Genomic DNA, 23,168 nt, shown 5'->3' with positions numbered 1-23,168 from the left:
CTCTATAAATTCTTCGATAACATTTTGCGATGAGTATGTATCGACATCACGATACCAAACCCGGCCATCAGAACTATCAGCGCCGAGCCTCCATAGCTGACCAAAGGCAAAGGTACGCCAACCACAGGTAAAATTCCACTGACCATACCTATGTTAACAAATACATATACAAACAGTATCAGCATTAATCCTCCGACCATCACTCGGCCGAAGGTGGTTTGTGCGTGGGCGGCAATCACCAAACCACGCATAATGAGACAGAGATAAAGGGCTAATAATACCAGCACGCCAATTAAACCTAGCTCCTCTGCCAGTACGGCAAAGATAAAATCAGTATGGCGCTCCGGTAAAAACTCCAGTTGTGACTGGGTCCCGTGTAGCCAGCCTTTACCTGATAAGCCCCCTGAACCGATGGCGATTTTTGATTGGATAATATGATAACCCGCGCCGAGTGGATCACTTTCCGGGTCCAGCAGCATCATCACGCGGTCCCGCTGATAACCGTGCATCAGGAAGAACCACAATATAGGGATAAACGCAGCGACCAATACGGCGGCAATAGCGATTAAACGCCAACTCATACCGGAGAGAAACAAGACGAACAGGCCAGAGGCCGCAATTAGGATCGAGGTACCCAGATCGGGTTGAGCGGCCACCAATAAGGTCGGCATAAAGATTAAAATCAGCGCAATACCGGTATTTTTTAATGAGGGTGGACAGACGTCACGGTTCATAAAGCGTGCTACCATCAGCGGAACCGCAATTTTAGCAATTTCAGAGGGTTGGAAGCGGATAAAACCCAAGTCCAGCCAGCGCTGTGCACCTTTACTGATTTGACCAAAGGCATCAACCAATACCAACAAAATTACGCAAACGAAATAGAGGTAGGGTGCCCAGTTTTCATAGACGCGCGGCGGTATCTGCGCCATAACCAGCATGACAATCAGGCCCATAGCGATTTGACCAACTTTGCGTTCCATCATGCCGATATCTTGCCCGCTGGCGCTCCACATCACAAAGGCGCTATAAGCCAACAGCGCCAGGATGCAAATCAAAAACGGCAGATCGATGTGCATTTTGTACCACAAAGAGCCTTTTTGTTGATTATCAGTCATGAGTTACCTTCGTCCGCTTCAATTAATCTGCTTCAACACCTGGAGGCAGAGGGGCCGCATCCGGTAATTCAGTATTATTATCACCCAACAAAATGTGGTCGAGTATTTGGCGGGTAATAGTCCCCACCGCAGGCCCGGCACCTCCATTTTCTAAAATCATGGCGACAGATACCGTTGGATTTTCGTAAGGCGCAAACGCAACCATCAATTTATGGTCACGTAAGTGTTCCGCCACTTTATGGGCATTATAGGTTTCATAGCTATAAACCTGCGCGGTACCGGATTTTGCCGCTGCTTTATAAGGTGTACCTTCAAAAAACTTACGCCCCGTACCGTTCGGGCGGTTGGCTACACCATACATGCCATCTTTAGCTATTTCCCAATAACCGGAGTGAATATCACCAATTTGCGTGCGATCTTCTTGTTGATAAGGCACTAACACGCCATCAATCCGGGTACTTTGTAGCAGATGTGGCGTTTTAACCGCCCCATCATTAATCAGCGTCATTAACGCTTTTGCCATTTGGATCGGGGTGGCGGTCCAATACCCTTGGCCGATACCTACTGGAATGGTATCCCCTTGGTACCACGGTTTTTTGTGGCGTTTTTGTTTCCACTCACGAGTTGGCATTAGGCCCGCGCGCTCTTCGGATAGATCGATACCGGTATATTCACCGTAGCCGAATTTACTCATCCATGAGGACAAGCGATCGATCCCCATGTCATAGGAGACCTGATAGAAGAAGGTATCCGCCGACTCCTCCAGCGCCTTGGTGACATTCAGCCGACCATGGCCCCATTTTTTCCAGTCGCGAAAGCGTTTTTCTGAGCCAGGCAGTTGCCACCAACCAGGGTCAAACAAGCTGGTGTTCTTGGTGATAACCCCAGCACTCAGGGCGGAAACGGCAATATAGGGTTTTACTGTAGACGCAGGGGGGTAGACGCCCTGAGTGGCACGGTTAATCAGCGGACGGTCAGGATCGTTCAGTAACCCCTGATAATCTTTGTTGGAGATCCCATCAACAAATAGGTTCGGGTCATAACTTGGGTTCGATACCAACGCTAAGATTGCACCTGTACGTGGATCGGTGACCACCACTGCGGCGCGGCTGCCACTCAGGAGTTTTTCAATATAAGTTTGCAGATTTAAATCGAGCGTCAGGTAAATATCTTTACCTGCCTGCGGCGGCTGCTCATGTAGTTGGCGGATCACCCGGCCACGGTTATTGACTTCAACTTCTTCATAACCGGTTTTGCCGTGCAATACGGATTCATAATAGCGCTCAATACCCAGCTTGCCGATATCGTGGGTTGCGGCATAGTTAGCCAAAATGCCGTCTTTATCCAACCGTTCGACATCTTTATCGTTAATTTTCGATACATAGCCGATAACGTGAGTCAGGGCTGAGCCATAGGGATAGAAGCGGCGTTGATAGCCTTTGACTTCGATACCAGGGAAGCGGAATTGGTTAACGGCGAAACGGGCAACCTGCACCTCAGTAAGAGGGGTCTTAACGGCAATGGAGGTAAAGCGGCGTGAGCGCTTACGCTCTTTTTCAAAATTAGCGATATCCTCATCCGTCAGATCCACTATCGGGCGTAGTGCATTGAGTGTTGTGGGGAGGTCTTCGATTTTTTCCGGCATTAATTCTAATTGATAAATGGTCCGATTCATCGCCAACGGGGTACCGTTGCGATCAAATATCATGCCACGGCTTGGGGCGATAGGGACCAGCTTAATGCGGTTTTCATTGGAACGGGTGCGATAGTCTTCGAAACGCACTATCTGCAAATTGTACAAGTTTACGATCAATATTCCGCTTAGCAGCAGGATACCGAGGAAAGCCACAAGGGCGCGGCGGACAAACAAGGCTGATTCAGCCGAATAGTCGCGAAAAGGGTTAGGTTCTTTTTTCATCCCGCAGCTACTTCATCTTGTCCAAAACCAGCACTTTACTTAAAGCCATCACTTTACTCAGGTTCATCGCCCGCTTATTCCCGATGATAAGGGTGATTGGTCGTAATACTCCAGGCGCGATAGAGGCTTTCAGCCACTATAACACGCACTAAAGGATGGGGTAGCGTAAGCACAGAGAGCGACCAGCTCTGCTCTGCCGCAGCTTTACAGGCTGGGGCTAACCCCTCAGGCCCGCCAATCAGCAGGCTGACATCACGGCCGTCCTGCTTCCAGCGTTCTAATTGCTGAGCCAGTTGCGGGGTTTCCCAGGGAGTACCTGGGATATCCAGCGTGACAATGCGGTTATTTTTGCCAACCGCCGCCAGCATCAGTTCGCCTTCTTTTTCCAAAATGCGTTTAATATCCGCATTTTTGCCCCGCTTACCGGCCGGTATCTCTACCAGCTCGAAGGGCATATCTTTGGGAAAGCGGCGCAGGTAATCCATAAAACCTGTCTGCACCCAGTCTGGCATTTTGGTGCCGACGGCTACCAGTTGCAGTTTCACCGCTTAGCTCCAGAGTTTTTCCAGTTCATACAGACGGCGGCTTTCTTCTTGCATGACATGCACAATGACTTCGCCTAAATCCACAACAACCCAGTCAGACACACCCTGGCCTTCTACGCCTAGCGGTATCATGCCTGCCACACGGGATTCCTGCACCAGATTGTCTGCCAGCGCCATAACATGGCGGGTCGAGGTCCCGGTACAGATGATCATGTAATCAGTAATGCTGGACTTACCCTGAACATCCAAAGTGATAATGTCCTGGCCTTTCAAGTCATCGAGCTTGTCGATAACAAATTCTTGGAGCGCTTTACCTTGCAAAGGTTCCCCCTCGGGTGATTTCTGTCCATACCCTTCGTCCTTGAAGTTGCCGGGGTGTTAGCTGCACTTTCTCACCCGAATCACTTACTCATGTAAGCTCATCGGGATTCGTGCGCTGCCTACTTACCTGCAACGTCAAGTTCTTTGGGTATTAACGTTCTTCCGTATTGTTTGCAGGAGTTCCCACGAACAGTTACCGGTATGAACAGTTAGAATGTAACGGTTTTTCAGCGAATACCTGAAATTTAGCGGCGGAGTATAACATGGGTGAATGCGTCGCGATATAAACCCTCAGCCGCGAATCGCTTTCATACTTGAAGTCGCAGGGGTGTTCGCTACGTTCACTCACCCGAATCACTTACCTGAGTAAGCTCATCGGGATTTATTCTCTTGCTGCCTACCTGCAACTTCAATTCTTTTGGCGATATAAACCTTGTAACTCAATATATCGTTGGACAGCACGTGGCAGCAGGTCATCACAACTTTCACCATTATGACGCCGATGGCGAATATCGGTAGCTGAAATATCCAATAAAGGTGTATCAGCCAGATAGATTAACCCTTGTGGTTGCAGGTTTAATGCTTGCGGATCCAAGACCCGTCGCTCATCAAGCCATTGCTGTAACTCAGGTGTTTCCAGCGTTTGTGAGTAACCAGGGCGGGCGCAAACCAGCAAATGGCACACATCTAATATTGATTGCCAGCGATGCCATTTATGCAGCGATAATAATGAATCTTGCCCAATGATAAAGGCTAAGGGCAATTCGGCACCACGTTCTTTACGTAGATTTTCCAAGGTGTCGATGGTGAACGATGGGCTGTCACGTAATAATTCCCGCGCATCGATGCTGAACAGCGGATTATCGGCGACAGCTAACTCTACCATTTTCAGCCGTTGCTGTGCATTGGCCTCGGGTTGTGGGCGGTGAGGTGGGACATTATTGGGTAATAAAATAATATGTTGCAAACCCACTTGTTGAGCCAATGCTTCAACCGGCGTTAAGTGGCCGTAATGAATGGGGTCAAAGGTACCGCCGAACAGGGCATGTAGGGCGCGAGTCGGGGATTTATTGGGCATCAAAAAAGCTCTCAGGTAATATTTTGCCGCACATCAGCATAGACAGTGTTTCTAATTCCGGCCAGATTGACTGACCATAATCTTGTTTCAGGCGAACCTCAATTTGTGCCAGCAAATGAACGGCTTGTTGCAATTGTGGCAGGGAAAGGCGTTGTAGAGCCTGCGTCATCATGGGCCGGCGATTTTGCCATACTTTTAACTGATCAAATAGTGTGCGCAGTGGCACCTGATTCATTCGCCGCTTTAACGTTAACAGCAATAGCAGTTCTCGCTGCAAGGTGCGCAGCAAAATAATCGGTTCACTCTCTTCCTGCTGCAATTGTTGCAGGATATGCCAGGCGCGTTTGCTTTTCCCTGCTATTAGGGCATCGAGCCAGTGGTAAGGGGTGAAATGCGCGGCATCGTTGACGGCTTGCTCAACTTTAGGCAGCGTCAGTTTACCGTCAGGATAGAGTAACGATAAACGCTCCAAAGCTTGTGATAGCGCCAGTAGATTGCCTTCGTAGCAGTAACAAAGCAACTGAATGGCGGGGTCATCGACCTCCAGATTCAGGCTTTTAGCGCGCGTACTGACCCAACGTGGCAGTTGTGCCTGTTCCGGTGTTTGGCAACTGACAAATACGCCATTGCTCCCAAGTGCTTTAAACCAGGCACTGTTTTCTTGTGCTTTGGTGAGTTTATTTGCGCGTAAAATCAATAGAATATCTGGATGTAACAGACTTGATAACTTGACCAACTGTTCGTTCATTGGCGCTGTTAAACCACTGTCAGGGAAACTCAGTGTCAATGTTTGGCGGCTGGCAAATAGGCTGAGTGCCTGACAAAGACTAAAGATACTGTCCCACTCGGTGTGAGCATCTAGCGCAAAACTGAAATGTTCGGTGAAATCATGTTCTATTGCCACCCGACGAATGTGGTCCTGACTTTCTTGTAACAGCAATGGCTCATTACCGCACAACAGATAGCAAGCGCGCAGCCCCTCATGGAGCTGCGCGACAAGTTGTTCAGGATAGACTCGGATCATTGGGCGGGGGTACTGACTGCAGGTTTGCCGATATTGATTTCTTTAACTTCTGCCATCTTGGCGGTGCCTGTTGTCGTATTATTGCCAACTGACTTGTCACCATTTTCTTGCGCGTTTTTGACTTCAGCAGCATGTACGGTCAGAAGCTGACGCACTAACTGCTGAGCGGCTTGTTCACGCATTTCCTGACGGAGAACCTCAGCTTCGGCATCTTTGGCGAGTGCTGTTAACGGGTTATCGAACAATGTGCGGAAGATATTCACCCGTAATGGGTAAATATCATGGCCCGGTATCAATACCTGCGCCTGCACACGCAACACTAATTGATACTCCGCCGTTACCCCGTTGCGAAAGATTGACACGGTATCCTGACTCTCTGATGAACCAAGGATCCGCAAGGCAGGTAAGTCTTTACGCATCGGGTCATTAACAATGGTGACATTGCTTAAACGCAACTGTTGACGTATAGCTCGGGTTAACGGGCCATAAGGGTCACTACTTTCCAGCAACAGTTTTTGCAGCTCAGGTGGCACCTGAGTGGTGCCTCGCAAATTAAAGCCACAGCCAGCGGTGACCAGCACCGCTAACCCCAGCAACAACGTCAGAATACGATGTCGCACAACTCCTCCTTGTCTTAACCTACAACCAGGTTAAGCAGTTTGCCAGGGACGTAGATTACTTTACGCACAGTAACCCCATCCAGGTATTTAGCCACCAGGTGCTCTTGACCAGCGCGTTCGCGAACTTGCTGTTCAGTGGCATCGGCAGGCACAGTAATTCTGCCACGCACTTTACCATTAACCTGTACGACTACTAATTTAGAGTCTTCAACCATCGCCTGTTCATCAGCAATTGGCCATGGTGCGGTATCGATATCACCTTCACCACCCAGTGCTTGCCACAAACTGAAGCAAACGTGCGGGGTGAATGGATAAAGCATCCGCACCACTGCCAGTAATGCTTCTTGCAGCAGAGCACGATCTTGTTCAGTTTCCTGAGGTGCGCGGCCCAGCTTATTCATCAACTCCATCACTGCAGCGATAGCGGTGTTGAAGGTTTGACGGCGGCCCACGTCATCAGTGACTTTGGTAATTGTTTTGTGCAGGTCGCGACGCAGTGATTTTTGCTCTTCCGTCAGGCTGGCGATGTCCAGCGGCGCAGTCGCACCTTTGGCGGTGCTTTCAAACACCAGACGCCAGACACGTTTTAAGAAGCGGTTAGCCCCTTCAACGCCGGACTCTTGCCATTCCAACGTCATTTCAGCGGGGGAAGCAAACATCATAAACAGGCGCACAGTATCGGCACCGTATTTTTCTACCATAACTTGCGGGTCGATACCGTTGTTTTTCGATTTCGACATTTTGCTCATACCGGCATACACCAGTTCATGGCCGTCAGGGTCGGTCGCTTTAACAATCCGCCCTTTTTCATCACGCTCGACAATCGCATCAGCTGGTGAAACCCAGATACGTTCACCGCTGGCACCGGTGTAGTAGAAGGCGTCAGCCAATACCATGCCTTGGCACAACAGGCGTTTGGCTGGTTCGTCGGAGTTCACCAGACCGGCATCACGCAGTAGTTTGTGGAAGAAACGGAAGTACATCAGGTGCATGATGGCATGTTCAATACCGCCTACATACTGATCAACGGGCAGCCAGTAGTTCGCAGCGGTAGGATCCAACATGCCTTCGTCAAATTGTGGGCAGGTGTAGCGCGCGTAATACCAAGATGATTCCATAAAGGTATCGAAAGTATCGGTTTCACGCAGGCCCGGCATCCCGTTAACGGTGGTTTTCGCCCACTCAGGGTCAGCCTTGATAGGACTGGTAATACCGTCCATCACGACATCTTCTGGCAGAATTACCGGCAGTTGGTCTTCTGGTGTTGGCACAACGGTGCCATCTTCCAATGTCACCATTGGGATAGGTGCACCCCAATAACGCTGACGTGATACACCCCAATCACGCAGGCGATAATTCACTTTACGCTGGCCAACACCAAGAGCGACTAGCTTGTCGGCGATGGCATTAAAGCCTGCTTCATAATCCAGACCGTCGAACTCGCCGGAGTTGAACAGGGTGCCTTTTTCGGTCATCGCTTCCTGACTCAAATCAGGTTCGCTGCCGTCAGCGGCTAAAATAACCGGCTTGATTGGCAGGTGGTATTTGGTGGCAAATTCCCAGTCACGGGCATCGTGGCCTGGAACTGCCATTACTGCGCCGGTACCGTAATCCATCAAGACAAAGTTAGCTGCCCAAATAGCCAGCTTTTCACCTGTCAGTGGATGGATGGCGTATAGACCGGTCGCCATGCCTTTTTTCTCCATCGTTGCCATTTCAGCTTCAGCAACTTTGGTATTACGACATTCCGCCACAAAATCAGCCAGCGCTGGGTTGGTGGCAGCCGCTTGCAGTGACAATGGGTGACCGGCAGCAACCGCCACATAGGTCACGCCCATAAAGGTGTCTGGACGGGTAGTATAAACTGACAGTTTTTCTTCGCTATCCTGCACGTCGAAAACGATATCAACCCCTTCGGAGCGGCCAATCCAGTTGCGTTGCATGGTTTTCACCTGCTCCGGCCAGCTTTCCAGCGTGTCCAGATCATTAAGCAACTGATCAGCGTAATCGGTGATTTTAATAAACCACTGCGGGATCTCTTTGCGTTCAACCTTGGTATCACAACGCCAACAGCAGCCGTCGATCACCTGTTCGTTGGCTAACACGGTCATGTCGTGTGGACACCAGTTAACCGCAGAGGTCTTTTTGTAGACCATGCCTTTTTCATACAACTTGGTGAAGAACCACTGTTCCCAACGGTAGTAGTCAGGTTTACAGGTGGCAATCTCGCGATCCCAGTCGTAACCGAAGCCCAGTAGTTTCAACTGGTTCTTCATATATTCGATGTTGTCGTAAGTCCATGGGGCAGGTGCGGTGTTATTTTTAACGGCGGCACCTTCTGCCGGCAGGCCAAACGCATCCCAGCCAATCGGCTGTAGGACGTTCTTGCCCAGCATACGTTGGTAGCGTGAGATAACATCACCAATGGTGTAGTTACGAACGTGCCCCATATGCAGGCGTCCTGAAGGGTATGGCAGCATAGATAGGCAGTAATATTTTTCTTTGCTGGTATCTTCAGTGACTTTAAATGTTTGCTTCTCTTGCCAGTGAAGCTGTACTTGCGTTTCGATATCTTCTGGGCGGTATTGCTCTTGCATGGCGGCCAGTGGTCCTATAGTGAAAAACAGCTACGCCTGTAGCATCATCTGTTTCATATCATAAAGAGAGATCCGCATAGCATAGCTGATAAGCGGCAGGCGCAACAACACTCAGCATACTGCAGAAGGGTTTTTCTGCGCGGTGAATGGCAGAAATCATCAAAGTGGGGGAGTAACAACCTTACGATGACGTGACTTCAGTCATTTACGACTAAAATAATAAACGTTAGCTTTAATATCAGAGTAAGTACCAGCAGACAATAGGAACGAGGCAACCACAAACAGGCGAGAGATTAGCTTTATCACTATTTTCTTTGTAACAACCTTTGCTGTATCACAATCGCGGATCGAGGAGACAGTATGAACAAGGTAGCTCAATATTATCGTGAGTTGGTGGCATCACTGACTGAACGCTTGAAAAATGGTGAACGTGATATCGATAAGCTGGTGGAAAGCGCCGAGCAGCGGTTAGACGCAGTAGAAGAGTTGAGCCGGAGTGAGGTTGAGCAAATCATTCAGGCGGTGCGCCGCGATCTGGAGGAGTTTGCCCGTAGTTATGAAGAGAGTAAGGATGAATTCACTGACAGCGTATTTATGCGGGTGATTAAAGAGAGCTTGTGGCAGGAGCTGGCGGACATCACTGACAAAACACAGCTAGAGTGGCGTGAGGTGTTTAAAGATGTCAGTCACCATGGGGTGTATCACAGTGGTGAGGTGGTTGGATTAGGGAATTTGGTGTGTGAGAAATGCCACTATCATCTGGCTTTCTATACCCCTGAAGTGTTGCCGCTCTGCCCTAAGTGTGGACATGACCAATTTAATCGCCGGCCATTCCAGCCCTAACGTTAATTTGGGCTAAAAAGAGACACTCCGCAGTGGCGGAGTGTCATTCGATTATTCGCTGTAGCGGGCAACCCGTTCAACCAGCAAATCAATAAACCCTTTCCTATCGATGCCCATCAAGACTTCTGCATTAGGCACATTATCTGTGAGCTGGTAGTAATCGACCACCGTCATGCCTTGGGTGTATTCACCTCGGGTTTCGATGCCAACCCAGCGTTCAATGCTGGTGAATAACTCGGGGGCCAATAACCAGGCAATGGTGCAAGGATCATGTAGTGGGGCACCTTGAAAACCCCAGCGCTCCTGGCGGTGATACAGCATGAAGAAATCCAATAAGCCCGCGACCACGTCGGCTACCGGATTATTTAACTGACGAATGCGATCAATATCTTCATCCATCACCTGTGCTTGATGGGTCACATCTAACCCCGCCATGGTGATTGGAATGCCTGATTTAAATACCCGATCAGCGGCCTCAGGATCGACAAAAATATTAAATTCAGCAGCGGCGGTCCAGTTTCCTAACATCACGGCTCCCCCCATGATGACGATACGCTCTATTTTGGCCGCCAGAGCACCATGACCGGCCAGCAGCAAGGCAACGTTAGTCAATGGGCCAGTGGCCACAATAGTCACCGGATGAGGGCTGGTACGTAATATTCTCGCCATTAGCTCCACCGCATTATCTGCTTGCGGGGCAAAGTCTGGATCCGGCAATGAGGGGCCATCTAATCCGCTTTCACCGTGAACATTGTCGGCAATAATTAATTCGCGCAGTAATGGTTTGAGTGCACCCCCGGCCACCGGGATATCCTGACGCTTGAGTAGTGTCAGAATGCGCAGAGCATTACGCAAGGTTTTGTCTGGAGTTTGGTTACCGGCACAGGTGGTAACCGCTGCTACGTTGAGTTCGGGGGAGGCCAACGCCAGAATCAACGCAATAGCATCGTCATGGCCAGGATCGCAATCAATGATAATAGAGCGGGGCATCACTTTTCCTCTTGTTAGTCACAGTGTTAACCAGAGGATGCGCACAAAAAAACGGATAAGCAATCACACAGGGCGTAAAAAGAGAACAGACGCAAATTTCCTCCCCTACGGGCGCAGGGGAGGTGGTGTGATTAATGCAGGATTTTTGCCAGGAAGTCTTTGGCGCGATCCGACTTAGGATTGTTAAAGAAATCATCTTTGTTGCTGTCTTCGACGATTTTCCCTTCATCCATAAAAATAACGCGGTTAGCCACTTTGCGGGCGAAGCCCATTTCGTGGGTAACCACCATCATGGTCATCCCTTCCAATGCCAGTTTGACCATCACGTCCAACACTTCGTTAATCATTTCCGGGTCAAGTGCGGAGGTGGGTTCATCAAACAGCATGGCAATTGGGTCCATACAAAGTGCACGGGCAATGGCCACGCGCTGTTGCTGACCACCCGATAATTGAGAAGGAAACTTATCTGCATGGGTAGAAAGGCCCACGCGATCTAACAGTTTCAACCCCTTTTCACGCGCTTCTGCTTTATCGCGTTTGAGCACTTTGATTTGCGCCAGCGTCAGGTTTTCAATGATAGACAGGTGTGGGAACAGCTCGAAATGCTGGAATACCATACCCACTTTGGAACGCAGTTGGGCCAGATTAGTGCCTTTATCATTCACAGCAATACCATTAACTGTAATGCTGCCTTTTTGAATAGGTTCCAGCCCATTAACGGTTTTGATTAAGGTCGATTTGCCTGAGCCTGAAGGACCACAGACCACCACAACCTCACCTTTTTTAACTTCGGTGGTGCAGTCAGCCAGCACCTGAAAGTGGCCGTACCACTTAGAAACATTTTTCAGGGAAATCATCAAACAGTCCTTTTCTTCAAATAGTTAACCAGCATCGACGCGGCAATACTGATAACGAAATAAACCAAACCGGCAAACAGCACCATTTCGACCTGAGTACCGTCCCGCTCGCCAATGGTGGTGGCGGTGCGGAAGAAATCGGCCAGGCTAAGCACATACACCAGTGAAGTATCCTGAAATAACACGATCCCCTGAGTTAACAGCAGCGGCACCATGGCGCGGAAAGCCTGAGGCAGGATAACCAGTCGCATTGACTGCCCATGGGTCATGCCCAATGCCAGCGCCGCAGAGGATTGCCCACGGGAAATACTCATGATCCCGGCGCGGATAATTTCTGAGTAATAGGCCGCTTCAAACAGCGAAAAGGCTACCATGGCTGAGATTAACCGAATATCAGTTTTTGGTGATAAGCCCAGCACATTTTGTAATAAGCTCGGGACAACCAAATAAAACCACAACAGCACCATCACCAACGGGATAGAGCGGAACACGTTGACATAGGCAGTTGCAAACCAACTGATGGCTTTAATCGGTGACAAGCGCATGACTGCCAGCACCGTTCCCCAGATAATGCCAAATACGATAGCGGTAATGGTTATCTTGGCGGTGACTACTAACCCTTGCAGCAGATAGGGCATGCTGGGGGCGATAGAACTCCAATCAAATTCGTACATTATTTACTCCCCAGATTGCCGGGTAACTGCACTTTCTTCTCAACTAATCGCATCAACAGCATGATCACGGCGTTGATCAGTACATAACCAAGAGTGATGGCGGTGAAGGACTCATAGGCGTGAGCTGAATAATCCAGCAATTTACCTGCTTGAGCGGCCATATCGACCAATCCGATTGTTGAAGCAATGGCGGAGTTTTTTACCAGGTTGAGCATTTCTGAGGTCATCGGGGGAATGATCACCCGATAAGCATTGGGCAGTAACACATAGCGATAGGTTTGTGGCAGGGTCAATCCCATAGCCAAACCCGCTGCTTTCTGGCCTCTAGGCAGTGACTGAATCCCGGCACGGACTTGTTCACAAACACGTGCTGCAGTAAATAAGCCAAGGCAAAGCATCGATGAAAGAAAGAACTGTATGTTTGGGTCCAGTTCGCTTTTAAACCACATGCCAATATCAACTGGCAACAGTTCAGGTACCACCAGATACCAGGTAAAGAATTGCACAATCAAGGGGACGTTACGAAACAGCTCAACGTAGCACGTCCCTATCCCGGAGAGGATTCGATTGGGCACGGTTCTTAAAATACCAAACAGTGAACCGACGAAGAACGCGATCACCCAGGCGCACAGTGACAACGCGACGGTGACTTGAAAGCCGGACCAGATCCAGCCGAGGTAGGTGGTATTGCCGAAGGGGGCAGGTTGCAAGAAGATGCCCCAGTTCCAGTCTATTGACATAACAAACTCCCTTAAAAGGATGGATAAGCCACCCTGATGACTGATGATTTAATGCGTGGCGACCTTCGAGGACTCACAAAAAAATGCGGAGTGGGGAACGGCCACCCCGCATCCTGTCTTTACCCTGCATCTTTCAAATTGCAGATGTGTTGGCTGCCCTTGTTCACCTGAATCACTTATTTGTATAAGCTCATCAGGATTATGAACCTCATCAGAGGCTCACCCTACGGGCCAGCGCTTGCCACCTTCCTGCACTCTGAAATCTATTGGGTATCTCCTATCGGCCCATCATCAATCGAGTCGGGCAGGCAACGCCCACCCTGATTATTATTGTTAGTTCAATGCTTTATCGTTAGGTGCTTTGAACAGCGCCTTCATTTCATCAGACAATGAGAAATTCAGGTTAAGATTTTTAGGTGGAATTGGGTTTTTGAACCAGCGATCGAATGATTTTTCAGCCACACCAGACGTTTGTGCGCTGGCAATGGTTTCATCCAATAAGGCTTTAAAGGCCGGATCATTTTTGCGCAACATACAGCCGTAAGCTTCCTGAGACTGTGGCTTACCGACGATATCCCATTGGTCTGGTTTCTTGGCTTTTGCACGCTCACCGGCCAGCAAAGCATCATCCATCATAAAGGCTACTGCGCGGCCACTTTCCAGGGTGCGGAAAGAGTCACCGTGGTCTTTGGCGCTGATGATGCGCATATCCATTTTGTCTTTTTCATTCAGTTTATTCAGCAGGACTTCAGATGTCGTTCCTGAAGTTACAACCACTGCCTTACCGGCCAAATCTTTGAAATCTTTAACGTCAGACCCTTTTTTAGTCAGTAAGCGGGTACCGACAACAAAAATGGTATTAGAGAACGCGGCTTGTTGCTGACGCTCCAGATTATTGGTGGTGGAACCACATTCAAAGTCAAAGGTGCCGTTTTGCAGTAGTGGAATACGGTTCTGTGAGGTGATTGGGATCAGTTTGACCTGTAAGTCTGGTGCATTAAGTTTTTTCTTAACTGCATCGATGATCAGATTAGAATAATCTTGTGCGTAACCCACAACTTTCTGTTGATTATCGTAATAAGAGAAGGGAACGGAAGACTCACGGTGACCCACCACAATCACGCCGCTGTCTTTAATCTTTTTCAGCGTATCAGCCTGGGCTTCAGCTTTCGCTGCGGGTTGTGCTGCCGCTTCTTCTGCTTGGGCTACGCCACTTGCCATCCCAGCTAACAGTAGCGCTAACGCCAATTTACGCATATGCATGGTCCAACTCCTTTGCTGTTGTTTTATTACTTGATGTTGTGATGCTAAAAGTACGTTGTTGCTAAATCTCGTCAGGCGAGAAATCGTTTTGTTTCGTTTCAGCGGTACAACCACCGATGTTTTGTTGGTTGATACGTGGTTTTCGCTGTTACTTGTATCAGATTATCTTTAAAAAATAGCCAAATGTTATGTAAATGATGAATAAATGTTTGTTTTTTGGGACGCAAATCGCACCAAATAGAGGCAATAAAACAGCAATGCACTTCTATGGTGCGTGGGATGCCCTATAAATGAGCGTGCAAACAATTGGACAAATAATCGTGATCCCGCATTTGAAACCCTGTGTTCCCTACTTGTTGCGGTAATCCCCGACAACGGCTAAAAGGTTGGCGGGTATTGCCCAAGAGTTAACACATAATGGTTAGAAATAATGCAAGGTCTGTGCCAGCCGCGGCGAAGAGATAAGGATTATTGCTCTGCAAATTGAGGATTATAGGAGACAAGTGGGGGATATGAGGTCATTAATCAGCCGCCAAACAGCGGCTTTACTGCCCGTTAGCCTAATTGCTGGTTATTGATAGCCAGATGGGCCTTAAACACATCCAATGCTGTCGGCAGGGTCTCTTTTGCAGCGTGTTTTTCTGGATTCCACAGCTTGGCAAAGGTAATCGCGCGGCCGCAATGAATAAACACTTCCTCAACGTCGATCACTAATACACTGCGGGCGGGGTGGCCATTTTGGCTAAAGCGCTCACACAGTTCAGGATCGACCGAAATCTTCGCCCGACCATTCACCCGGAAACCTTCGTCCCAGTTAGGGATCAGGAACAAGATACCGATAGCGGGGTTATGCAGCAGGTTGCGGATACCATCCAGGCGGTTGTTCCCAGGGCGGTCTGGTAGCATCAGCGTTTTACTGTCCTGTACATGGATAAAACCCGGTTCCCCACCTTTGGGGGAGCAGTCGATCCCATTGGCACCGAGGGTACCCAGTACGGCGAAGGGGGCAGCCGCGATGAGTTTTTTAGCATAATCATCAATGTGATCTATCTGTTTCTTCAACACGGTTTCAAAGGGGGCGGCGTAGTGCTCGCTGAGTTGTGCTTCGCTAGTGAGGATAAATTCAGGCTTCAGTGACATAAGGCTCTCAAGATTAATGGGCATGCAGATAACATGCCCACATATTGCGTTATTTTTTATCAGAACGACGACGGATCGCGTGGAACAGCGTGATGGCGCCAAGTACCAGCGTGATAATCCACATCGGCCATGAACCCATTCGGGCATAAGGGGTGATACCCGTAGTTGGTGTGACTTTGACCTCTAACACCTGTTGGGTAAATTGCGGGATCTGGGCGAGCACTTCACCACTCGGGCCAACCGCCGCAGTGATACCATTATTGGTACTGCGTAGCAGTGGGCGACCCAATTCAAGTGCGCGCATCCGTGCCATCTGGAAATGCTGCCACGGCCCAATCGAGTGGCCAAACCAGGCATCATTTGAGACAGTCAGCAAGAAATTGGTATCAGGGTTGAAATTATCCCGTACCTGCTGGCCTAACACGATTTCATAACAAATAGCCGCAGTCAGGTTATATCCAGCCACCTTGAGCGAGGGTTGAACATAGCCGCCACGGCTGAATGTTGACATGGGTAAATCAAAGAGCGGTGCCAGCGGCCGCAGTAGGGATTCGAGCGGCACAAATTCACCAAATGGGACCAGATGGTGTTTGCTGTAACGGTTTTGGCTCGGATATTGATACGGCTCTTTATCGCCTAACACGATGACACTATTAAAGAAATGATACCCCTTACCTTCAGGGCGGCGCTGGGCATCGACAATCCCAGTGATCAAGCTGCTGTGATTGGCCCGCATCAGATCATCAACCATCGTCAGGAAGCCGGTTTGATCGGTTTCAATATCAGGAATGGCAGATTCTGGCCAGATGATAATCGGTGCTTTGCCCATAAATGGGCGAGTTTCATCCAGATAGACTTGCAGAGTAGAGAGCAGGACTTTAGGGTCCCACTTCATAGACTGAGCAATGTTACCTTGCACCATGGCGATATTGACGGCGCGTTCCGGCTCCGGTGTGAACCAATGCAGTTGGCGCAGTGGCCATGGTAATAATAACAGCGCTATAGCCACTATTGCCGCAGTAACCCGGCGCTGATAGCAGGCGTAGACCAGTAACCCACTGATCGCCATTAGTACAAAGGTGATGCCGTCAACACCGAGTATTGGGGCAATCCCACGCAGCGGGCCATTAATCTGGCTGTAGCCAAATTGTAGCCACGGGAAGCCGGTCAATACCCAGCCGCGCAGGAATTCCGTCAGTTGCCATACCACCGGTGCGGCAATCGCTAGCCGCCACCATGTCGCTTGTGGGCAGAGACGTGCTAACACACCGGCAAAGATTAGGGTGTAGAGCGATAAATAGGCCGCCAGTAACACCACCAGGAAAATATTGATGGCCGTTGGCATCCCGCCAAACTCAGAAATACTGACATAGACCCAGTTGATACCGCTACCGAATAGCCCCATCCCCCAACAAAAGCCAATAAAGGCGGCCTGCCGGGTATTGCGGTTCAGCGTTAGACTGAGTAAGCCAAACAGTGAAACAATGGCTGCGGGCCAGTGATCAAACGGTGAATAGGCCAGCGTACCGCAGGCACCAAAAAATAGCGCCAGTAGGGCGCGAACCCACTGGCGTTGAAGATATGAAGCAATAGGCATCAAGGATTTATTCTTCCAGTTTGGGTTGCGGAGCATCATCCGGGATTTTTACATGAACCTGAATGATACGTCGGCTATCCGCCATGGCAACTTTAAATAAGTAACCTTCAATTTCAATGGTTTCACCCCTGGCAGGTAAATGGCCAAAGGCCTGCATTACCAAGCCGCCAATGGTGTCAACCTCATCGTCGCTGAAATGGGTATTGAACACATCATTGAAATCTTCAATTTGCGTCAGCGCACGAATAGTATAGGTATGCTTGCTGAGTTGACGGACATCTCTGTCTTCTTCATCGTCATACTCATCTTCTATTTCGCCAACGATCAGCTCAAGAATATCTTCAATGGTCACCAGCCCTGAAACGCCACCAAACTCATCAATGACAATCGCCATGTGGTAGCGCTGGGAACGAAACTCCTTCAGCATCCGATCGACACGCTTACTTTCTGGCACTACAACCGCCGTCCGTAATACTTTATCAATACTGAATGGCTCGGAGTCGGTGCGCATAAACGGCAACAAATCCTTGGCCATCAGGATACCTTCGATGTGATCTTTATCTTCGCTAATCACCGGAAAGCGGGAGTGAGCAGATTCAATAATCACATCCAAACACTCATCCAGCGTTTGGTTACGCTTTAATGTGACCATTTGAGAACGGGGGATCATGATGTCCCGCACGCGCTGCTCGGCAATATCCATCACGCCTTCCAGCATGTCACGGGTATCGGGATCGATCAGATCGTTTTGTTCAGAATCACGGATCAGCTCTACCAAATCACCACGGTTTTTAGGTTCACCGTGAAATAACTGGTTAAGGATAAGAGTAAAGAACCCTTTCTTGGGACTGGGGCTATCGTTGTTTTGTGAGTGGTCGTCGCTCATGGCGTTTTAGTTAAGTTTACTCATGTTATACCCTTGGTACTGGAAGGTGCAGGGGGTTAGCTAGGTCCGCTTGCCGCCTACCTGTAATTCCAATGACGTTGGGTAAAGATTATATTTTATCGGCAGTAGTAGACTCACACCGCCGACAGCTTTTTCCCCTGACTAGCTGGGCATTATAACACCCAGTGTTATGGGCTTATACGGGGTCTTTCTCTGAAATATACGGATCTGGATAACCCAGACTTTGCATGATTTCAGTCTCAATTGACTCCATTTCTTCTGCTTCATCGTCCACGATGTGGTCATACCCTAGCAGATGGAGACTGCCGTGAACAACCATATGCGCCCAATGAGCTAATAGTGCTTTCTCTTGTTCGATGGCTTCTTGTTCAACCACTTGACGGCAAATGATTAAATCACCCAATAGTGGCAGTTCAATTTCAGGTGGAGCCTCAAAAGGAAAAGACAACACGTTGGTTGGTTTATCTTTACCACGATAAGTTAGATTCAGCTCATGGCTTTCAGCTTCATCAACCAACCGAACGGTCACTTCTGCCACATCTTGAAACTGCGGTAATACCGCTTCTAGCCAACGTTGAAAATCAGCTTCGGCGGGTAAACCCTGGCTATCGGCGCAGGCAATTTGTAAATCGAGTATAACTTGGCTCACGGAGCCTCCTGCTCAGACGGGGTATGGTTTTCCCGTTTACGTTGTTCGGTAATGGTCTCTTTGCGCTTTTGTTCTGCCGCTTCCCAGGCTTCATAGGCAATAACCACGCGGGCGACCACAGGGTGACGCACCACATCTTCGCTATGGAAGAAGTTGAAGCTCAGTTCTTCTACCTCAGACAGCACTTCAATGGCATGGCTTAAGCCAGATTTTTGGTGGCGGGGTAAGTCGGTTTGTGTCACATCGCCGGTAATAACTGCTTTGGAGTTAAAGCCCATTCGGGTGAGAAACATCTTCATCTGTTCGATGGTGGTGTTTTGGCTCTCGTCCAAAATGATAAAGGCATCATTGAGTGTCCGGCCACGCATATAGGCCAGCGGAGCCACTTCAATCACATTACGCTCAATCAGTTTTTCAACTCGCTCAAAGCCAAGCATTTCAAACAGCGCATCATAAAGTGGGCGCAGGTATGGATCGACTTTCTGACTTAGATCCCCTGGCAGGAAACCCAATTTTTCGCCGGCTTCAACGGCCGGACGGGTCAGTAAGATACGGCGCACATTCTGGCGTTCCAGAGCATCAACTGCCGCTGCTACCGCCAGATAGGTTTTACCCGTCCCTGCAGGACCAATCCCAAAAGTAATATCGTGATCGAGAATATTGGCGATGTATTGCGCCTGATTGGGGGTACGCGGTTTGACCATGCCGCGTTTGGTACGGATATTCACGGCTTTCCCGTAATCGGGCACGCTCTCCGCAGTTTGCTCCAATACATGGCTCTCTTTCACTGCGAGATGGATATCTTCCGGGGATATCTCCGGGGTAACACCACGAATGGAGGCGGTGTCAACATACAGATGGCGCAGGATATCTGCCGCTGCAACAACGCTGATATTCTTACCGACTAACTTGAAGCGATTGTCACGGCGATTAATTTCGATGCCTAATCGGCGCTCCAACTGCTTGATATTGTCATCAAAAGGGCCGCACAGACTCAGCAAACGCTGATTATCGGTAGGCTCTAGCAAGATTTCTTGTGTCACTACGTGCAAACTATTTCTCTGAGTCACTGTGTTCCTCTGGATATATCATTCACGGATATTATTTGTATGATTCACTGTTATACCTTCGTACTTGAAATGACCTTGGGTATATAACGCCAATCATACATGTCATTTAAGAATTATTCATGGTGCATGGTGCTGACGCAAGTTTACTTATCAATCCGTGCTTTCACGCTCTATTCAAGTAGCGGCCATCAAACGGTGCAACTTAAAAAGTCCAAATCTGCGTAGCAGCCCACTGAAATAAAACAGGCACTGACAATGCAGTGCCTGCTAATGCGAGTTAACTCGAACAACGGCGATCAGGGTTGGTACTGCCCCACGCCAATTTCATTTTCTTTTCGGGTTCGCGCAATGACCGATTGTGGCGATTCATGAACCCGTAGCGCCATCTGGTCTTCGGTTCGCTGCAAAATACCGCGCAGTGAACTGGCATAAACGTCTACAATTTCGACATCAACGAATTTGCCAATCATCTCTGGCGTGCCTTCAAAATTCACCACGCGGTTATTTTCAGTGCGCCCGGCTAACTCCACCGCACTTTTGCGGGAGGTGCCTTCTACCAGAATACGTTGCACACTGCCAACCATCTCGCGGCTGATTTCCATGGCCTGTTGAGTGATACGTTGTTGCAAAATATGCAGTCGCTGTTTTTTCTCTTCCTCACTGACATCGTCTGGCAGGTCTGCCGCAGGTGTGCCGGGGCGTGGAGAGTAAATAAAGCTGTAACTGGTATCAAAATGAATATCTGCGACCAGCTTGATAGTTTGCTCAAAATCCTGCTGAGTTTCACCAGGAAAACCGATGATAAAATCGGAACTTATCTGGATATCTGGCCGCGCCTGACGCAGTTTGCGGATGATGGACTTGTATTCCAGTGCGGTGTGGGCGCGTTTCATCATGGTTAAAATTCGGTCAGAACCACTTTGCACTGGCAGATGCAGAAAACTCACCAGTTCTGGCGTATCGCGATAAACATCGATGATATCGTCGGTAAACTCAATTGGATGGCTGGTGGTAAAGCGGATGCGATCGATACCGTCAATGGCGGCAACCAGTCGTAATAACTCGGCAAAACTACAGATATCACCATCATAGGTGGCACCGCGATAGGCATTGACATTCTGGCCGAGCAGATTCACTTCCCGCACCCCTTGGGAGGCTAACTGTGCAATTTCAAACAGAATATCGTCACTTGGGCGGCTGATTTCCTCGCCACGGGTGTAAGGCACTACGCAGAAAGTACAATATTTATTGCATCCTTCCATGATAGAGACGAACGCGGTCGGGCCTTCAGCGCGTGGCTCTGGCAGCCGATCAAACTTTTCAATTTCAGGGAAACTGATGTCTACCACCGGGCTGTGCGAGCCTTGGACGTGGTTAATCATTTCTGGCAGGCGATGCAGCGTTTGCGGCCCAAAAATGACATCAACACAGGGGGCGCGTTGGCGCAGATGTTCACCTTCTTGCGATGCTACACACCCACCGACACCAATAATCAGATTGGGGTTCTTTTCTTTCAGGAGCTTCCAATGGCCCAGCAGGCTGAACACTTTTTCTTGTGCTTTTTCGCGAATTGAACAGGTATTCAGTAGCAGTAAATCGGCTTCTTCGGGAATCTCTGTTAACTGGTAACCATGAGTGCTGGCCAGCAAATCAGCCATTTTAGATGAATCATATTCATTCATCTGGCAGCCCCAGGTTTTAATATGCAGTTTTTTCGTCATGGCTTATCTACCACCAAAAATTCATCATAAATGTCACATCGCGCGGTGCGGTGATCCATGTGTTCGTCAGGCGCAAAGGCTCAGTAGTTGCAGGGTATTGTAGTCATTTGCAGTTGCGATGACCACCGCAGTTCGGCTTAGTTATTCTGTGGGGTGATGAAAAATCCGGTACACTGAGGGCAGATAAAGTATGGATGTTATTTTAACTTTTAAAGAATGGCCAAAATGAATAAATCGCAACCAAATTATGATGTTGTGGTGGTCGGTGGCGGGATGGTCGGTGCCGCCGCCGCGCTTGGACTGGCACAAACAGGCTGGTCAGTCGCGTTACTGGAGCATGAAGCCCCAGCCCCATTTGAAGCTGACAGCGTGCCCGATTTGCGGGTTTCCGCTATCGGTTGTACCTCGGTGTCGTTACTGAAACAACTCGGTGTCTGGGCGCAGGTACAACAGATGCGCTATGCACCTTATCGTCGGTTAGAGACCTGGGAGCAGCCCGGCTCACAGGTGGTATTCGATGCAGCCTCGCTCTCGTTGCCTGAGCTGGGGTTTATGGTTGAGAACCGGATTTTGCAGTTGGCTTTGTGGCAACAGATAACGGAATGCCCTAATTTGACGTTGCTGTGCCCGTCACGGCTGCAAACTATGGTTAGAGTAGATGACTGCTGGCAAATTACGTTAGACGCTCAGCGACAGATACAGGGCCGTTTAGTGATAGGTGCTGATGGTGCAAATTCTCTGGTGCGGCAATTAGCCGGTATTGGCACCAGTGGCTGGCAGTATCGCCAGTCTTGCATGTTAATCACCGTAGAGACGGATACTGCTCAGCAAGACACAACCTGGCAGCAGTTTTTCCCAACGGGGCCGCGCGCTTTTTTACCACTGTTTGGTCAGTGGGCGTCATTGGTCTGGTACGACAGCCCACAACGTATTCGTCAGCTTCAGGCGCTGCCGATGGCACAGTTGAACCAGGAAATTGCTAAGGCTTTCCCATCACGGTTGGGGGCTGTTAAGGCGATTGCTGCTGGCTCTTTCCCGCTAGTGCGTCGCCATGCACAACGTTATGTACAGCCGGGATTGGTCTTACTCGGGGATGCAGCCCATACCATTAATCCGCTGGCTGGGCAGGGGGTTAATCTGGGATATCGCGATGTTGATGCGTTGCTGGAGGTACTTAATCAAGCGCGTGAACGGGCAGAACCGTGGCACAGTGAGCAGGTATTACTGCGTTATCAACGCCGCCGCCGTACTGATAATCTGATTATGCAAAGTGGTATGGATGTGTTTTACACCACATTCAGCAATGATCTGCCACCGGTGAAATTCGTACGGAATCTGGCGTTGATAGCCGCTCAGCGCGCGGGCAAGTTGAAAGAACATGCGTTGAGGTATGCATTGGGGCTGTAGGTGCTTTTGAATAATCGTTGTATGCCCAATTAATTCAAAATACCGGTAGGCAGCAACTTGAACGAGTGACGGCAGCCAACATCCCTCCCTAC

Annotated in this window: 21 protein-coding genes; 2 read left to right on the top strand and 19 right to left on the bottom strand. The window is 49.3% G+C overall.

Annotated features, from left to right (window positions below; genetic code table 11):
• Positions 1 to 2: 2 nt before the first annotated feature.
• The 8 genes from mrdB to leuS all read right to left on the bottom strand — a co-directional run bounded on the left by mrdB (position 3) and on the right by leuS (position 9,218).
• On the bottom strand, positions 3 to 1,115 hold the full coding sequence (mrdB, locus tag A6J67_RS19235) for a peptidoglycan glycosyltransferase MrdB (RefSeq protein ID WP_005182719.1): 1,113 nt from the start codon (positions 1,113 to 1,115) through the stop codon (positions 3 to 5).
• A gap of 22 nt (positions 1,116 to 1,137) precedes the next feature.
• Positions 1,138 to 3,033: a peptidoglycan DD-transpeptidase MrdA gene (gene mrdA, locus A6J67_RS19230; protein WP_005182721.1), complete on the bottom strand. Its 1,896-nt coding sequence runs from the start codon at positions 3,031 to 3,033 to the stop codon at positions 1,138 to 1,140.
• A gap of 74 nt (positions 3,034 to 3,107) precedes the next feature.
• On the bottom strand, positions 3,108 to 3,578 hold the full coding sequence (gene rlmH, locus A6J67_RS19225) for a 23S rRNA (pseudouridine(1915)-N(3))-methyltransferase RlmH (protein WP_005182723.1): 471 nt from the start codon (positions 3,576 to 3,578) through the stop codon (positions 3,108 to 3,110).
• Between the two features lie 3 nt (positions 3,579 to 3,581).
• Entirely contained in the window at positions 3,582 to 3,899 is a 318-nt protein-coding gene (gene rsfS / locus A6J67_RS19220) for a ribosome silencing factor (RefSeq protein WP_005182734.1), read from the bottom strand.
• 409 nt (positions 3,900 to 4,308) lie between these two features.
• A complete protein-coding gene (nadD, locus tag A6J67_RS19215) occupies positions 4,309 to 4,977 on the bottom strand; it encodes a nicotinate-nucleotide adenylyltransferase (RefSeq protein ID WP_042569379.1) in 669 nt (222 codons plus the stop codon).
• A complete protein-coding gene (gene holA / locus A6J67_RS19210) occupies positions 4,967 to 6,001 on the bottom strand; it encodes a DNA polymerase III subunit delta (protein WP_050297774.1) in 1,035 nt (344 codons plus the stop codon). The genes nadD and holA overlap by 11 nt, the downstream gene beginning before the upstream one ends.
• Positions 5,998 to 6,621 carry an LPS assembly lipoprotein LptE gene (gene lptE, locus A6J67_RS19205; protein ID WP_050297773.1) on the bottom strand — a complete coding sequence of 208 codons (624 nt, stop codon included), beginning with the start codon at positions 6,619 to 6,621 and terminating at the stop codon, positions 5,998 to 6,000. The genes holA and lptE overlap by 4 nt, the downstream gene beginning before the upstream one ends.
• 14 nt (positions 6,622 to 6,635) lie before the next feature.
• On the bottom strand, positions 6,636 to 9,218 hold the full coding sequence (gene leuS, locus A6J67_RS19200) for a leucine--tRNA ligase (protein ID WP_042569381.1): 2,583 nt from the start codon (positions 9,216 to 9,218) through the stop codon (positions 6,636 to 6,638).
• A gap of 360 nt (positions 9,219 to 9,578) precedes the next feature.
• On the opposite strand from leuS, the gene A6J67_RS19195 reads away from it, so the two are divergent.
• Positions 9,579 to 10,061, top strand: a complete 483-nt coding sequence (locus A6J67_RS19195; RefSeq protein ID WP_005182743.1) for a zinc ribbon-containing protein — start codon at positions 9,579 to 9,581, stop codon at positions 10,059 to 10,061.
• Positions 10,062 to 10,112: 51 nt separating this feature from the next.
• Here A6J67_RS19195 and rihA read toward each other — a convergent pair whose 3' ends face one another.
• The 11 genes from rihA to miaB all read right to left on the bottom strand — a co-directional run bounded on the left by rihA (position 10,113) and on the right by miaB (position 21,669).
• Complete coding sequence (gene rihA, locus A6J67_RS19190; RefSeq protein ID WP_042569382.1) at positions 10,113 to 11,051, bottom strand: pyrimidine-specific ribonucleoside hydrolase RihA; 939 nt, start codon at positions 11,049 to 11,051, stop codon at positions 10,113 to 10,115.
• Positions 11,052 to 11,182: 131 nt separating this feature from the next.
• Positions 11,183 to 11,908, bottom strand: a complete 726-nt coding sequence (locus tag A6J67_RS19185) for an amino acid ABC transporter ATP-binding protein (RefSeq protein ID WP_005182750.1) — start codon at positions 11,906 to 11,908, stop codon at positions 11,183 to 11,185.
• The gene (gene gltK / locus A6J67_RS19180) at positions 11,908 to 12,582 is read right to left on the bottom strand and encodes a glutamate/aspartate ABC transporter permease GltK (RefSeq protein WP_032905734.1); all 675 of its coding nucleotides are present in this window, start codon (positions 12,580 to 12,582) and stop codon (positions 11,908 to 11,910) included. The genes A6J67_RS19185 and gltK overlap by 1 nt, the downstream gene beginning before the upstream one ends.
• Positions 12,582 to 13,322 carry an amino acid ABC transporter permease gene (locus tag A6J67_RS19175; protein ID WP_005182751.1) on the bottom strand — a complete coding sequence of 247 codons (741 nt, stop codon included), beginning with the start codon at positions 13,320 to 13,322 and terminating at the stop codon, positions 12,582 to 12,584. Before A6J67_RS19175 ends, gltK begins: the two co-directional genes overlap by 1 nt.
• A gap of 333 nt (positions 13,323 to 13,655) precedes the next feature.
• Positions 13,656 to 14,585 (bottom strand): amino acid ABC transporter substrate-binding protein, encoded by a 930-nt coding sequence (locus A6J67_RS19170; protein WP_005182752.1) that lies wholly within the window; start codon positions 14,583 to 14,585, stop codon positions 13,656 to 13,658.
• A 555-nt stretch (positions 14,586 to 15,140) separates the two neighbouring features.
• Positions 15,141 to 15,725: an MSMEG_1061 family FMN-dependent PPOX-type flavoprotein gene (locus A6J67_RS19165; protein WP_005182753.1), complete on the bottom strand. Its 585-nt coding sequence runs from the start codon at positions 15,723 to 15,725 to the stop codon at positions 15,141 to 15,143.
• 49 nt (positions 15,726 to 15,774) lie between these two features.
• Complete coding sequence (gene lnt, locus A6J67_RS19160) at positions 15,775 to 17,322, bottom strand: apolipoprotein N-acyltransferase (protein ID WP_050297772.1); 1,548 nt, start codon at positions 17,320 to 17,322, stop codon at positions 15,775 to 15,777.
• 7 nt (positions 17,323 to 17,329) lie between these two features.
• Positions 17,330 to 18,208, bottom strand: coding sequence for a CNNM family magnesium/cobalt transport protein CorC (corC, locus tag A6J67_RS19155; RefSeq protein WP_005182755.1), 879 nt, complete (start codon positions 18,206 to 18,208; stop codon positions 17,330 to 17,332).
• A 196-nt stretch (positions 18,209 to 18,404) separates the two neighbouring features.
• The gene (gene ybeY, locus A6J67_RS19150; RefSeq protein ID WP_032905735.1) at positions 18,405 to 18,878 is read right to left on the bottom strand and encodes an rRNA maturation RNase YbeY; all 474 of its coding nucleotides are present in this window, start codon (positions 18,876 to 18,878) and stop codon (positions 18,405 to 18,407) included.
• Positions 18,875 to 19,948, bottom strand: coding sequence for a PhoH family protein (locus A6J67_RS19145; protein WP_172668594.1), 1,074 nt, complete (start codon positions 19,946 to 19,948; stop codon positions 18,875 to 18,877). Before A6J67_RS19145 ends, ybeY begins: the two co-directional genes overlap by 4 nt.
• A gap of 296 nt (positions 19,949 to 20,244) precedes the next feature.
• A complete protein-coding gene (gene miaB, locus A6J67_RS19140; protein ID WP_042569384.1) occupies positions 20,245 to 21,669 on the bottom strand; it encodes a tRNA (N6-isopentenyl adenosine(37)-C2)-methylthiotransferase MiaB in 1,425 nt (474 codons plus the stop codon).
• Between the two features lie 225 nt (positions 21,670 to 21,894).
• Here miaB and ubiF point away from each other — a divergent pair, with 225 nt between their 5' ends.
• Positions 21,895 to 23,076 carry a 3-demethoxyubiquinol 3-hydroxylase gene (ubiF, locus tag A6J67_RS19135; RefSeq protein ID WP_050074553.1) on the top strand — a complete coding sequence of 394 codons (1,182 nt, stop codon included), beginning with the start codon at positions 21,895 to 21,897 and terminating at the stop codon, positions 23,074 to 23,076.
• Positions 23,077 to 23,168 lie beyond the last annotated feature (92 nt).

Origin of the sequence: Yersinia sp. FDAARGOS_228, assembly GCF_002073315.2 — a bacterium.
In the GTDB taxonomy this organism is placed as follows: domain Bacteria; phylum Pseudomonadota; class Gammaproteobacteria; order Enterobacterales; family Enterobacteriaceae; genus Yersinia; species Yersinia intermedia.
The sequence above is the reverse complement of the archived record's forward strand: the minus strand, read 5'-3'. Positions and strand labels throughout refer to the sequence as shown.